This window comes from Agromyces intestinalis, from assembly GCF_008365295.1.
GTDB classification, from domain to species: Bacteria; Actinomycetota; Actinomycetes; order Actinomycetales; family Microbacteriaceae; genus Agromyces; species Agromyces intestinalis.
On sequence record NZ_CP043505.1, the window covers coordinates 2751539 to 2766736 of the forward strand.

Sequence of the window (15198 nt, forward strand, 5' to 3'; positions counted from 1 at the left end):
CGTGGAGGGGTCCATCGAGGCGCGCGTGAGCCACGAGGTCGACAGCTGGCTGCGCTGGCTGCCGCGGTGGCGCCCGGGCACGCACCGAGCCCGCGTCCGGCTCTGCCAGAAGTGCTTCGGGTCGCCGATCCTCGCTGCCGCCGGGCTCGACGTCGACGTGCCGCACCCCGTGCAGCACGCCTTCTCGATGCGCATGAAGGGCGTCATCGACGACGCCGTCGACGACTACACCGCCCGCAACCTGCCGATGTTGCACCGCGAGATCCGGCTTGCGGAGGAGCGCAAGGCGCGCCGCCCGTACCGCGCAGGCGAGGGGCTCGATCCCGAGTTCCGTGGCCTCGACCTCGACCCCGAGCCCGCACCCGACCAGCCGTTCCTGTTCACCCTGACGGGGCTCGAGGCCGCGACCGCCGCCGAGGCCGCCGAGCCGGCGCCGCGCCCGTTCACGCCCGAAGAGAAGGAGGCGCTGCGCGAAGAGGTGCGGCTCGCGGATGAGTTCGCCAAGCAACTCGGCCGCCGCATCTGCGTCGAGCTCGGCCAGCACCGCTACCGCATCTCGAACGCGGTCGAGCGGCTCGTCGAGCCGCAGGTCGCCGAGTTGCTCGCCGACCTCGACCGAGAGCTCGACGCGCCGACCTGGCCCGGCGGTGCCCCGCCGAGTTGAGCCCGCCCCCGAGCTGAACCGGCCCCGAGCTGAGTGGACGCTGCGCCCTCGGCGAACATCGGCTGCGAAGCATCCGCCGCCATTTGACCGCCGCGTTACGTCGCATTACCATTGATCGAGTGTGCGCGTTGTCGCGCGCCTGCGTCATGCGCCCGGGAGACCGGGTGCCGGCCGCAGGCTCTCAGAGGCGCACACAGGGCTTCCGGCGCCATCGTCGGAACGGGCCCCCACGGCATACCCACCACCGAAGGCGCTGCGGATCCGCAGCGTCGGTGGGTCGTGATGTGAAACCCATCATCGCTGTCACCGTGCAGCACAACAAGGAGATGCAGTGCCAACTATTCAGCAGTTGGTCCGCAAGGGCCGCACGCCCAAGGTCACCAAGACCAAGGCGCCCGCCCTGAAGGCCAACCCCCAGCAGCGCGGCGTGTGCACGCGTGTGTACACCACCACCCCGAAGAAGCCGAACTCGGCGCTCCGCAAGGTCGCCCGTGTGAAGCTCTCGAACGGCACCGAGGTCACCGCCTACATCCCGGGCGAGGGCCACAACCTGCAGGAGCACTCGATGGTGCTCGTGCGCGGCGGTCGTGTGAAGGACCTTCCCGGTGTCCGGTACAAGATCATCCGCGGTGCGCTCGACACGCAGGCCGTCAAGAACCGCAAGCAGGCTCGTAGCCGCTACGGCGCGAAGATGGAGAAGAAGTAATGCCTCGCAAGGGTCCCGCTCCGAAGCGCCCCGTCGTCGCCGATCCGGTGTACGGCTCGCCGGTCGTCAGCCAGCTCGTCAACAAGATCCTCATCGACGGCAAGAAGGACCTCGCCCAGCGCATCGTCTACGAGGCGCTCGAGAACGTGGCGACCAAGTCCGGCCAGGACGCCGTCGTGGTCCTGAAGAAGGCCCTCGACAACGTGCGCCCCACCCTCGAGGTGCGGTCGCGCCGCGTCGGCGGCTCGACCTACCAGGTCCCCGTCGAGGTCAAGCCGCACCGTGCGAACACCCTGGCGCTGCGCTGGCTCACCAGCTACGCCAAGGCTCGCCGCGAGAAGACCATGACCGAGCGTCTCACCAACGAGATCCTCGACGCGTCGAACGGCCTGGGTGCCGCGGTCAAGCGCCGCGAAGACACGCACAAGATGGCCGAGTCGAACCGCGCCTTCGCCCACTACCGCTGGTAGTCGGGCAGAGCGGATGCCACGAGCCCAGCACGTGGCATCCGCTCACCCCCACCCGCTTTCGTTCCTGAACCATCCCGGAGGAACCCCGTGGCACAAGACGTGCTCACCGACCTGAGCAAGGTCCGCAACATCGGCATCATGGCCCACATCGATGCCGGCAAGACCACCACCACCGAGCGCATCCTGTTCTACACGGGCGTCAACCACAAGCTCGGCGAGACGCACGACGGCGCCTCGACGACCGACTGGATGGAGCAGGAGAAGGAGCGCGGCATCACGATCACGTCTGCCGCCGTGACCTGCTTCTGGAACAAGAACCAGATCAACATCATCGACACGCCCGGCCACGTCGACTTCACCGTCGAGGTGGAGCGTTCGCTGCGCGTGCTCGACGGCGCGGTCGCCGTCTTCGACGGCAAGGAGGGCGTCGAGCCCCAGTCCGAGACCGTGTGGCGTCAGGCCGACAAGTACAACGTGCCCCGCATCTGCTTCGTCAACAAGATGGACAAGCTGGGCGCCGACTTCTACTTCACCGTCGACACCATCGTCAGCCGTCTCGGTGCCAAGCCGCTCGTGCTGCAGCTGCCGATCGGCGCAGAGAACGACTTCATCGGCGTCGTCGACCTGATCGAGATGCGCGCGCTGGTGTGGCCGGGCGATGCCAAGGGCGACGTGACCATGGGCGCCAAGTACGAGGTCCAGGACATCCCCGCCGACCTCGTCGAGAAGGCGCAGGAGTACCGTCAGGTGCTGCTCGAGACCGTCGCCGAGACCGACGACGCGCTGCTCGAGAAGTACTTCGGCGGCGAGGAGCTCACGATCGCCGAGATCAAGGGCGCCATCCGCAAGATGGTCGTCAACTCCGAGATCTACCCGGTGCTGTGCGGTTCCGCGTTCAAGAACCGCGGCGTGCAGCCGATGCTCGACGCGGTCATCGACTACCTGCCGTCGCCGCTCGACGTGCCGGCCATCGAGGGTCGCAACCCGCGCAACGAGGACGAGATCATCGAGCGTCACCCCGACGCCAACGACCCGTTCGCGGCGCTCGCGTTCAAGGTCGCCGTGCACCCGTTCTTCGGTCGCCTCACCTACGTGCGCGTGTACTCGGGCCACCTCGACTCGGGTGCCCAGATCGTCAACTCGACGAAGGGCAAGAAGGAGCGCATCGGGAAGATCTTCCAGATGCACGCCAACAAGGAGAACCCGGTCGACTCGGTGACGGCGGGCAACATCTACGCCGTCATCGGCCTGAAGGACACGACCACGGGCGACACGCTGTGCGACCCCGACAACCAGGTCGTGCTCGAGTCGATGACCTTCCCCGAGCCGGTCATCGAGGTCGCCATCGAGCCGAAGACCAAGGCCGACCAAGAGAAGCTGGGCACCGCGATCCAGAAGCTCGCCGAGGAAGACCCGACGTTCCGCACCGAGCTCAACCCCGAGACCGGCCAGACGGTCATCAAGGGCATGGGCGAACTGCACCTCGACATCCTCGTCGACCGCATGAAGCGGGAGTTCAAGGTCGAGGCGAACGTCGGCAAGCCCCAGGTCGCGTACCGCGAGACCATCAAGAAGACGGTCGAGCGCCACGACTACACCCACAAGAAGCAGACGGGTGGTTCGGGCCAGTTCGCGAAGATCCAGTTCAAGCTGGAGCCGCTCGAGGTCGAGGGCGACAAGAACTACGAGTTCGTCAACGCCGTCACCGGTGGCCGCGTCCCGCGCGAGTACATCCCGTCGGTCGACGCCGGCTTCCAGGACGCCATGCAGTACGGCATCCTCGCGGGCTACCCGATGGTCGGCGTCAAGGCGACCCTCACGGACGGTGCGGCGCACGACGTCGACTCGTCCGAGATGGCGTTCAAGATCGCCGGCTCGATGGGCTTCAAGGAGGCCGCTCGCAAGGCCGGCCCCGTTCTGCTCGAACCGCTGATGAGCGTCGAGGTCCGTACTCCCGAGGAGTACATGGGCGACGTCATCGGCGACCTGAACTCGCGCCGCGGCCAGATCCAGTCCATGGAGGACGCCGCCGGTGTGAAGGTCGTGCGTGCGCACGTCCCGCTCTCGGAGATGTTCGGATACATCGGCGACCTGCGGTCGAAGACCTCGGGCCGCGCCGTGTACTCGATGGAGTTCGAGAGCTATGCGGAGGTCCCGAAGGCTGTGGCCGACGAGATCGTCCAGAAGAACAAGGGCGAGTGAGTTCCTTCAGGGAATTCTGCCTGGGAGCGCAGCCCGACCGGGTCGCGTAACATATAACACACACCCCGTAGCCCACCGAGCGCAATCCGGCGCCCGGCGAGGTTGCATGTAGTCCTGAGGAGGACCCACAGTGGCTAAGGCCAAGTTCGAGCGGACCAAGCCGCACGTCAACATCGGAACGATCGGTCACGTCGACCACGGCAAGACCACGCTCACCGCGGCGATCTCCAAGGTCCTGGCCGACAAGTACCCGTCGGCGACCAACGTGCAGCGCGACTTCGCGTCGATCGACTCGGCTCCCGAGGAGCGCCAGCGCGGCATCACGATCAACATCTCGCACGTCGAGTACGAGACGCCGAAGCGCCACTACGCGCACGTCGACGCCCCGGGTCACGCCGACTACATCAAGAACATGATCACCGGTGCGGCTCAGATGGACGGCGCGATCCTCGTGGTCGCGGCGACCGACGGCCCGATGGCCCAGACGCGTGAGCACGTGCTGCTCGCCAAGCAGGTCGGCGTGCCCTACCTGCTGGTCGCGCTGAACAAGGCCGACATGGTCGACGACGAGGAGATCCTCGAGCTCGTCGAGCTCGAGGTCCGCGAGCTGCTCTCGTCGCAGGGCTTCCCCGGCGACGACGCTCCGGTCGTTCGCGTTTCGGGCCTCAAGGCGCTCGAGGGTGACGAGAAGTGGACCCAGTCGGTCCTCGACCTCATGGAGGCCGTCGACGAGTCCATCCCCGACCCGGTGCGCGACAAGGACAAGCCGTTCCTCATGCCCATCGAGGACGTCTTCACCATCACCGGTCGTGGCACGGTCGTCACGGGTCGCGCCGAGCGCGGCACGCTGAAGATCAACTCCGAGGTCGAGATCGTCGGCATCCGCCCGACGCAGAAGACCACGGTCACGGGTATCGAGATGTTCCACAAGCAGCTCGACGAGGCGTGGGCCGGCGAGAACTGCGGCCTCCTCCTGCGCGGCACCAAGCGTGAGGACGTCGAGCGCGGCCAGGTCGTCGTGGCCCCGGGCTCGATCACCCCGCACACCGTGTTCGAGGGCACCGCGTACATCCTCTCGAAGGACGAGGGCGGCCGCCACAACCCGTTCTACGCGAACTACCGTCCGCAGTTCTACTTCCGCACCACGGACGTCACCGGCGTCATCACGCTGCCCGAGGGCACCGAGATGGTCATGCCCGGCGACACCACCGACATGACGGTCGAGCTGATCCAGCCGATCGCTATGGAGGAGGGCCTCGGCTACGCCATCCGTGAGGGTGGTCGCACGGTCGGTGCCGGTACGGTCACCAAGATCGTCAAGTAGGTTCGCCTACACCGATCCTGAGAGGGGTCGGGCCTTCGGGCCCGGCCCCTCTCGTCGTACCCGGATCAGGTGGCGAGCCTCCGTTCCGTGACATTGCCGCACGGGATCGGTAAAGTCGAACGCGACGTCGAACTGGGGGGTATCGATGCTTGCACGACAGCGGACGTGCTCGGATGACTCGAAGCAACGCTCGCCGGGAGGCTCGACGTCGACCCGCGTGACGGCCGTCGGAGTCCTCGCGCTCGCGCTCCTGGTCGCGCCGACCACCGCGGCCAGCGCGGCCGACGGCACCGATCACGACGGTGCGCCGGCTGCGACGCAGGCGCTGGCGGAGCCGGGAGGTGCCGCCGATCCGGCAGAAGAGCCGGCACCCGAGGCATCTGAAGAGCCCGCGCCCGAGGTATCCGATGCACCGGTGCCCGAGGCATCCGACGATCCCGTGCCCGAGGAATCCGATGATCCCGTGCCCGAGGAATCCGATGATCCGGTGCCCGAGGCATCCGCACCTCCTGTCGCGTTCCAACCGCCGATCGCGGCGGAGACGGCCGAGCCGGTCGCACCTGCCGAGCCCATCGCCGCGTCGGCGGCTCCCGCTGCGGTTGTTGCGGCGGCGATCGCCCCGGAGGCGCTCGTCGGCTTCGACGACGCCGTGCTGGCCGATTCGCTCGCGATCGCATGGTACGGCGAGACCGACCCGGGGACGCGCGTCACGTTCCTGACCGCGCTCGCACAGGCGCCCGCCGGTTCCACCATCCACATCGACAACACGCCGGGCACCGCGTTCCGCTTCACGACGGCGGCGTTCGCCCGCTCCCAGCCGGTGACGATCGATGCCGCGCAGCAGACGCAGCTCTTCTTCGCGCGGTTGAACTTCACCGGTGACGCGCTGACGTTCACGCCGAACATCGTCCTCACCCCGACCGCCAACAGCCAGATCACGGTGAACGTGACATCGACCAGCCCGCCGACGATCACCGGGCTGCAGGTCGCCAACGACCCGGTGACGCCGCGCACGGGCGGAACCGCCGTGAACCTCAACGCGACCGTCGGTGCGACGGTCGCCGGGCTCACGACGCTCGGGATCGCCACGGGCGCGAACCTCGCAACCTCGAGCGGCGCGAACGTCACCGGCGCATCGATCACGGGCGCGACGAACGGCATCATCACCACGGCGGCGAACGCGAGCCCCGGGGCGCAGGTCGCCGGTGCCGTGATCGAGGCAGCGACGCTCGGGATCTCGCTCGGTGCGACGACTGGGGCGTCGATCATCGGCACGACGATCACCGGTGCGGTGAACGGCATCACTCTGCTGAACTCGAGCGGAGCGACGATCGCCGACACCACGCTCACCGGGGTCACGAACGGTGTCGTCACGACGGCGACGAACGCCGGTCAGGGTGCGCAGGTGAGCGGGGTCGTGATCGAGGCGGCGACGCTCGGCATCTCGCTCGGCGCGACGACGGGGGCGTCGATCTCCGACGTGGAGATCACCCGCCTCGGCGACCCGACGACCAACGCCGGGATCCTCGGCATCAACGTGGCCAATGCGAGCGCCGTCACCATCGTGGGCGCGACCGTGCAGGGCTTCCGCAGCGCGGTGCTGGTCGCGGCAGCGAACAACGCCGCACCCCTCGTGATCACCGGCAGCGAGTTCGACGGATTCGTCACCGGGATCAGCATCGGATCGACCGTGGACGCGGTCGTCACCGACGTCACCGTGCGGGGTCGGACGAATGCCGCCGGGGCGATCACGACGATCGCCGTCGAGATCTCGACCAACGCATCGCCGACGGGGTCGGCGACCGTGACCGGGCTCCGGGCCGAAGGGGTGCGCAGCGGTGTGGTCGTTCCCGTCGCCAACACGTCGGCCGGCATTCGTGTTGAGGACAGCGAGGTCACGATCGCGCCCGGCACCTCGGGGTTCGGGGTCAACCTCGGCGGTGCGTCCCAACCGGTCGTGCAGGACGTGACCGTCACCGGCCCGGGAACGGCGCCCACGAACACCGGCATCACGACGGCGCGCTCGAACGGTGCGACCATCGACCGCGTCGTCGTCGACGCGCTCACCAACGGCATCTTCTCGACGCGGGTCGCAGGGTTCCCCGCGGACCGACTGGCCGGCCCCACGATCACGAATGCGACGATCACCGACGTCGTGGTCGGCGTGTACTTCGGCCAGACCGACGGCGCGGTGCTCCGCGACAGCGTCATCACGGGGAGCGGCGACGGGGTGTTCGGCCACGAGAACGAGAACGTCACCGTCGAGCGGGTCTCCTATACGAGCACGGGCGGCTCCCAGACGGTCTGCCCCTCGGGCCAGAACAGCGTCGTGCGGTTCTATTACACGAACGGGCTGGCGGTGAGCGAGGTGGCCGGTGCAGGCGCGAGTCAGGGGCTCTACCTCGACATGACCACCCGCGTCGTGGCCGAACACCTCGAGTTCTCGGGGATGACCTGCTGGGCGCTCGCCTACGCGGAGGGCGCGACCGGGGTCGTGATCCGCGACGCGTTCGTGCACGACAATCTGGGCGGCATCGCGAACTTCACGATGAACCCCACGGCGACGCCTCCCGACCAGCGGATCGTGAGCAGCGACATCCTGATCGAGGACAGCACGTTCGCCACCACTCCGGTGGGGATCCACCTGCCGCTCGGCGCGTTCGACGTCACGTTCCGGAACAACTCCGTGAGCGGCGCAACGAGTCACGTCATCACCGCGCAGCCGGCGCACGACGTGACCGTCGAGGGCAATCGCATCGACTTCACGGCGCCCGGCGCCGACCCTGCCGTCCCGCCGGCAACGCCGCAGGCGGCGATCTTCGTGACGACGACCTGGTTCAACCTCGACACGCAGTCGGCGTCGAGCTCGGGCATCAGCGTGGTCGACAACGTGTTCACGGGGGACGGGCCGTTCGTCGGTGTCGGGTCGGTGAGCACCGTCGATCTCGGCACCCCGCTGGCGCCGCCGAATCCGAGCGCCGAGCGCACGCTGCGCGACACCGTCGAGGTCTCGGGCAACGCCTTCCCGACCGACTCCACCGCGATCGTGACGGTCGCCAACGCCGAGCAGGGCGAAGACGCCGACGCGACGAACGAGCTGATCGACGGCGTCGTGGCTGTCGATGCCCGGGATGCCAACGACTGGGGTTCCGAGTGCGGGCCGCGCGAGACGCTGACCGGGTACGACGGCGGCGGGGCGTACATCCACCCGGTGGCTGCGACGCAGGTGCTGTACCCCCAGCTGTGCGACGGGGAGCCCGCCATCGAGGTGAGCGGCATCCCGCACTGCACGCCGACCGGCGGATACTTCGACTACCGCATCCTGTTGACCGGCTACATCCAGGCGCCCGCCGGGCCGATCGCCCTGATCTGGTGGAGCGACGAGACCTACCTCGCGCGCGACACCACGATCGACCCGGCCGACACCGAGGCGCTGCTGGCCGACGGTGCGTTCGGTGTCGATGACGTGGCGGTGCCGTCCGACTGGGCGCCGGGACAGGAGATCACCGGCACCGTCGGCATCCCGATGTACTTCCACGACCACCTCGACGTGCTGCCGACGGTCGAGGCGCGCATCAATCCATCCGATGCGTTCCGGTTCCCGCAGCCCGACCTCGCCTCCGAGCCCTGCGCGGCGCCGACCAACGGCGGGACGGTCCCGGGCGGCACAGGCGTCCCGGGCGGCGCAGGCGTCGCAGGCAGCACAGGCGTCGCCGCCACCGGGGTGGAGACGGGTGGTGCGACTTGGCTCGCTCTGGCGGTGCTTGGAGCCGGAACCCTGCTCCTCAGCGGGCATCGACGGACGAGTCGGCGGCGGACCCGTCCAATCTCGAGGCCTTGATGTGCTGACAGATCCTCAAGTGGCGGGCTAGTCTTCGGAAGATGGTGTCGTTCGGGGGGAGCGGCGAGTGACAGGAACGCAGATCCGGAGGGCACGGGTCGGCCTGCGCTCGCGCGGCCGCGCCCGATCACTGGTCCTGGTGACCGTTCTCGCGCTGATCGGCGGGTTCGCGGTCGTCGGGTCGGTCGCGGGCGATCCGGCGGCACCGCCTGCCGCCGCGGACCCGCCTGACCCGGTGAGCGACCCGCCGGTGCTCGATCCTCCGGTCCTCTTCGGACCGAACGACGCGACCCTGCGCGTCTTCGTAGGCTCCGACCGGCTCGCGAACGGCACCGGTGAATCGCCGCTGGCCGGGGTCACCCTGGCGCTCTCGAACACCCAGGGCGGGCCGCTGATCGCTCAGCCATGGGCGACGTGCGAATCGAATAGCGCGGGTGTGTGCACCTTCACGGTGCCGATCGGTCCCGGCGGTGTCGCCGAGTACACCTCCCTGTGGGTGCGGCAGACGGGATCACCGGCCGGCTACTTCGCGAACCCCTCGTTCGGCACCGGCACCACCGGCGCGACGCAGACCGACTACACGTTCCCGACGCCGAGGCTGCGCGCTGGGGCGACGTACGACAGCGGCAGCGCCTACACCGGCCGGACGCCCGGCGGTGATCAGCCGGATGCCGCCTTCATGACCCTGACGACCGAGGCCACGTCCTCGATCGCGCGCTCCTCGGGCGGAGTCTGGCAGGTGTCGCGCACGAACCCAGCGCCCCTGGCCAAATGCGGTGTGAACATCGCCGTGGTCATCGACCTCTCGGCATCGGTCAATCCGTCGCTTCCCGAGCTGAAGAGCGCCGCGACCCAGACCGTGCAGGCGCTGGTCGGCACGCCCTCATCCGTGGCGTTGTTCACCTTCGGGACCAACGCGCCCCGCCAGGCGGGCGAGAACATGCCGCTGACGCCCGTGTCCACCCAGGCGGGCGCGAACACGGTGATCGCGAAGATCAACGGGTACCCCGCCCTCACCAACCAGGCGACGAACTGGGACCGCGGGCTCGCCCAGGTCGGCAACGGATTCGACATCGTCATCGTGCTCACCGACGGGAACCCGACCAGATCCGAACCCGGTGCGGTCGGCCCCGGCAGCACGACGCGCTTCAAGGAGATCGAGAACGGCATCTTCTCGGCCAACCGCATCAAGGCGGGCACGAACTCGACCGGCACGGTGGGTCAGCGCATCATCGCCGTCGGTGTCGGCGATGCGCTCGCCTCCGCGAACGCCCGGCGCAACCTGGCCTCGATCTCGGGCCCGACGCCGTATCCGACGACCGGATTCGACTACATCGCCACGCCCGACTACGGCACGGCGGGTCAGATCATGCGCGCGCTCGCGCGCGCGGAATGCCCGGGATCGGTGAGCATCATCAAGCGGGTCGTGAGGCCGGGCGGTACGATCGCGGACGCGCCGACCGCGGGCGGATGGACCTTCGACGCCTCGGCCGTCGGCGGCACGCTCAACCAGCCGAGCGCGATCACCGATGGCGAGACGGGCGGCGTGAACTTCGCGATCGACTACGCCGAGGGCGTCGACGTCGCACGGTTCACCGCGGCCGAGCGGATCGGCGACAAACCCGGTTACTCGCTCATCCCGGTGGGCGGGCGGAACGCGACGTGCACGACGCTGGACGGCGCCCCGGTGACCGTGACGAACGCCGCGACGGGAACCGGGTTCTCGCTCGACGTGAACAAGCTCGACCAGATCACCTGCACGGTCTACAACCAGGCGCCCGAGACCTCGGCCGCGCTGATCGTCAACAAGTTCTGGACCATCAACGGCGGTGCGCGCATCGCCGAGACGAATCAGCCGAGCGGCCTCAGTGCCGCGCTCGCCGTGAACGGCGCGCCCACCGCGTGGGGCGCCGTGACCAGCGGCTTGGCCACCACGCAGAACCCCATCGTCGCGGAGACCCGTGACACCACACTGCCGAGGTGCGAGTTCACCGGCGCGACGCTCGGCAGACAGGGCGGCCCGACGGCGCCCTTCGACGGGTCGGAACCCGTGCCGCTCGTGGTCGGCAGCAACGTCTACGAGATCGTGAACAACTACGAGTGCACGTCACGGCTGACGCTGCACAAGGGCATCCGCAACGGCCCGGGTGATCCGGCCGGCTGGACCCTGCACGCGGTACTCGGACCCGAGGACCCTGAGAACCCGCTACCACCGAACCCGATCCCAGGGTTCAGCGGCTCGACCGGCGTCAGCGGTGAGGTGACCCCCGGGGTGGAGTACCTGCTGTCCGAATCGGGCGGGGACCCGAGGTACATCCCGAACGGCTATCAGAGCCAGGATGTCACCCCCGGAGCGATCGGGTCGTGGGACTGCGAGTTCGTCCACGCCGACGGGTCCACGACGCCCACGACCGACGGCTCCGATGGGGACGTCAGTATCGGCATCGGCCTGGACCTGGACTGCTCGCTCGACAATCTGACTGCGGCGTTGACGCTCAGCAAGATCGTGAACAATGACAACTTCGGCACGGTCGGTCCCGATGCCTTCACCCTGCGGGCGGTGCCGGTCGGACCCCTTCCGCTCCCGCCGGGTGTCGTTCCGATCGAGGTGACGGGCAGCGAGGCGGGCGCGCTCTCCTGGGTGCGGCCGGAGATCGAGTACGAGCTGCAGGAGACCGACGTCGCGGGCTACGAGAGCACCGCGATCGAATGCACCGACAACACGGGCCAGTTCGTTCCGCTCGTGCGCTTCGTCCCGGCGCGCCTGGCCAACATCCAGTGCCGGTTCACGAACGACGACCTCCCGGCGAACATCATCATCACGAAGGAGGCGGTCGGGTTTCCGGATGCTACGCCGCGGCCGTACACGTTCTCGGGCAACTGGTCAGGCGGCGGGAGCTTCACGATCCAGGCGCCGGGCGACGGCACCCTGACCGACGAGGTCTTCGAGAACGTCGCACCCGGCAACTATTCGGTCGAGGAGGTGACGGCTCCCGATTCGGTGCTCACGGCGCTGTCCTGCAACATCCAGGGCGAGGACGTGCTGTTCGACACCACCGACCGCACCGCGACGTTCCCCCTCGTCGCGGGCGACACCGTGCAGTGCTTCTTCACGAACGCGGCGGTCGGGACGATCCAGATCATCAAGCTCACCGATCCGTTCAACTTCGGGGGTGTCGACTTTCCGTTCACCTTCGACGACGGGGAGGCGGATCCGATCGCGTTCGTCCTCCGAGGCGCGCCGTCGCAGGACACCTCGCGCAGTTTCTCGGAGTTGCTGCCGGGAACGTACGTGATCGACGAGAACCTGCCGCCGGGTTGGAGTCTGGACGACGGCGACATCGACTGCGGTGCGGGCGAGAACGAGATCTGGACGCCGAACGTCGCCGAGGGCAGCGTCACGATCGAACTGCCTCCGGCCGGTGCCGTGACGTGCTTCTACACCGACCGCGCCCTGCCGCCGGCCGGCACGATCGTGAAGAACGTCGCCGGACCCGATCGCAGCTTCAACTTCACGCTCCAGCCGCTGCCGAGCGGCAATCCGACGCTCGTGAGCGTGACCACGTCCGGCGGGTCCGGCTCGCAGCCGTTGCCCGTCGCCCTCGGCCAGCGCTACTCGCTCACCGAGACGGTGCCCGGTGGCTGGACGCTGACCGACTTCACGTGCGAGCTCACCGCGGCGGACGGCACGGTGACGACGGTGAACCGGCTCGACTTCATGGTCGGCCCCGGCGGCAGTCTGGTGTGCACCGCGAACGATGCCGCGAATCCGGCCACCGGGACCATCACGAAGACCGCGCTCGGCCGCGACGGCACCTTCACCTTCCTGCTCGACACCGTGCCGCCGACCCAGGCGTTCGAGCCGATCACTATCGCGACGACCGGTCAGGTCGGTGCCGCAGCGCTGCCGCCGCTCACAGCCGGGCAGACCTACAGCCTCGTCGAGCAGCCGGTCGAGGGCTGGGTCTCCAGCCCCCTGCGCTGCACGCAGCGGCCTCCCAGCGGCACCGCGGCCGCCATCGATCCGGCCGGCTTCGTCGCCATCCCCGGCGGCGTGATCGCCTGCGCGGTCGACAACACCGCGCTGCCGCTGGTGGCCAAGACCGTCGCCTCCGCGGTCCCTGAGAGCGGGGACACCTGGGTCGTCACGTACTCGCTGACGGTGACGAACCCGACCGTGCAGAACCTCACGTACGATCTCGTGGACGTGCTCGACCTCCCGGCCGGCATGGAGGTCCTCTCGGCGAGCGCGACGAACGACGCCGGCGTCGACACCTCGGCGTGGGACGGCACGGCGGGCACCGAACTCGCGACGGGGGTGCCGATCGTGGGCGCGCCGACGAGCTCGGAGACCGTGCACACCTACACGATCACGGTTCGCGTGAGGATCGACGGCTCGAACTTCCCCCTCGACGAGCGCACCTGCCGCCCCGACGGGGGAGGGCTCTTCAACGGCGCGTCGATGACCCATAACGGCGTCGAGTATCCGGTCGCCGCGTGCGCCGACATCGCGGTCTCGCAGCTGACGCTGCGCAAGATCGTCGAGAACGGCGACACCGGCAAGACCGGAACGCCCGCGGATTGGGAGCTGGTCGCGACTCCGCAGGGGATCCCGGCCCAGGGCACCGTCCGCGGCAACGGCGATGACGGTGTCGAGCAGGTCGCGGTGCTGCCCGGCTCCTACGTGCTGAGCGAGGAGTCGGAACAGACCGGGTACCTCCCGGGGGCGTGGAGTTGCGTGGGCGGCCAGCTCGAGGGCGACACGCTCGTCCTCGAGGACGGCGCCGCCGCGTCCTGCGAGATCGTGAACACCGCGGTCGCGCTCGCGGTCGACAAGACCCACGATGAGCTTCCGGATGGCGCGGTCGAGTCGGGCTCGGGCGAGCCGGTCACGTACCGCGTGACCGTGTCGAACACCGGGGCGGCGGTGCCCGACGTCGTCGTCACCGACGATCTTCCGACGGGGCTCGCGCTCGATCCGGCGAGCATCGTCGCTCCCGACGGCTGGGATGTCTCGGGCTCGACGCCGACCCGATTCACCGCGACCTACACGCTCGGCGCGCTGCCGCCGGGGGAGTACGAGTTCAGTTACGTCGCGAGCGTCGGCGAGATCGCGCAGCCGGACTCATCCGTGCCGATCGACCCGCTCGTGAACACGGCGTGCGTCGGCACGCCCGATCCGCTCGCGTGCGATGACGACGAGGTGCCCGTCGCGAGCGTGGCGCAGACCCTGTCGGCGTTCTGTCGTGCCGACGCCGCCTACGCCGCCTGGACGGTCACGCCGTCGGAGGTGGGCGAATCCCCGACGGTCGTGCTCATCTGGTGGCCGGCCGCCGCCTACGAGAACCGCGACCCGTCCATCCCGGCTTCGGATCCGGATGCGATCCTCGCGGACGGCGCGGTGCGGGTCGACCAGGTCGCGGTGCCCGCGGGCTGGACGAGCGGCACCCCGATCACCGGCGAGTCTCTCTGGCCCGGCACGACGCTCGACGCGAGCGGCACCGGGATCGGATGGCCGGGTTGGCGAAAGCAGGCGGACGGCACCTGGGTGAAGGACGCTTCCGCACCGTTCTTCTCGGTGGCCGACGGAGCGGTCGTCGAAGTCCGGGTGAATCCGTCGGTCTCGGCCACCCTGCCCTACCCCGCAATGGAGACCGTCGAATGCGCGACGCGGCCGCGCACGCAGGTTCCGCCGCCGCGCCCGCAGGTTCCGGTCACCGGCGCGGACATCGCCGGATGGCTCGCGCTTGCAACCCTGCTCGTGGCGGCCGGGATAGGGGTTCGCCTGGTCGGCGGGCGACGCCGTCACACGGCGTGAGCCCGAGGCATCCTGCGATCTGTCTGTGAGACACGCCGGCGCGACACGCCCGGGTTGCAGCAATGACGGGCCTATGGCAAACTTGATGAGTTCAACATTCCGTTGCGCGTGCCGTGTTGCGTGCGCGACGGATCACTGCCAGGCAGTGCATAACCACCTCGCGGCGGATTCGC

At 68.9% G+C, this 15198-nt stretch carries 7 protein-coding genes; all 7 read left to right on the plus strand.

Annotated elements, in window-relative coordinates:
* The first annotated feature begins 1 nt into the window (after position 1).
* The 7 genes from FLP10_RS12485 (at position 2) to FLP10_RS12515 (ending at position 15025) form a co-directional block, all read left to right on the plus strand.
* Positions 2-664 (plus strand): spermidine/putrescine ABC transporter substrate-binding protein, encoded by a 663-nt coding sequence (locus FLP10_RS12485; RefSeq protein ID WP_149161158.1) that lies wholly within the window; start codon positions 2-4, stop codon positions 662-664.
* A gap of 331 nt (positions 665-995) precedes the next feature.
* Positions 996-1370: a 30S ribosomal protein S12 gene (rpsL, locus tag FLP10_RS12490; protein ID WP_056734914.1), complete on the plus strand. Its 375-nt coding sequence runs from the start codon at positions 996-998 to the stop codon at positions 1368-1370.
* On the plus strand, positions 1370-1840 hold the full coding sequence (gene rpsG / locus FLP10_RS12495; protein ID WP_149161159.1) for a 30S ribosomal protein S7: 471 nt from the start codon (positions 1370-1372) through the stop codon (positions 1838-1840). Before rpsL ends, rpsG begins: the two co-directional genes overlap by 1 nt.
* Positions 1841-1927: 87 nt before the next feature.
* Positions 1928-4042: an elongation factor G gene (gene fusA / locus FLP10_RS12500; RefSeq protein WP_149161160.1), complete on the plus strand. Its 2115-nt coding sequence runs from the start codon at positions 1928-1930 to the stop codon at positions 4040-4042.
* Between the two features lie 130 nt (positions 4043-4172).
* A complete protein-coding gene (tuf, locus tag FLP10_RS12505; protein ID WP_149161161.1) occupies positions 4173-5366 on the plus strand; it encodes an elongation factor Tu in 1194 nt (397 codons plus the stop codon).
* Positions 5367-5583: 217 nt separating this feature from the next.
* Complete coding sequence (locus tag FLP10_RS12510) at positions 5584-9207, plus strand: beta strand repeat-containing protein (protein ID WP_168209194.1); 3624 nt, start codon at positions 5584-5586, stop codon at positions 9205-9207.
* A gap of 139 nt (positions 9208-9346) precedes the next feature.
* On the plus strand, positions 9347-15025 hold the full coding sequence (locus FLP10_RS12515; protein ID WP_149161163.1) for a prealbumin-like fold domain-containing protein: 5679 nt from the start codon (positions 9347-9349) through the stop codon (positions 15023-15025).
* Positions 15026-15198 lie beyond the last annotated feature (173 nt).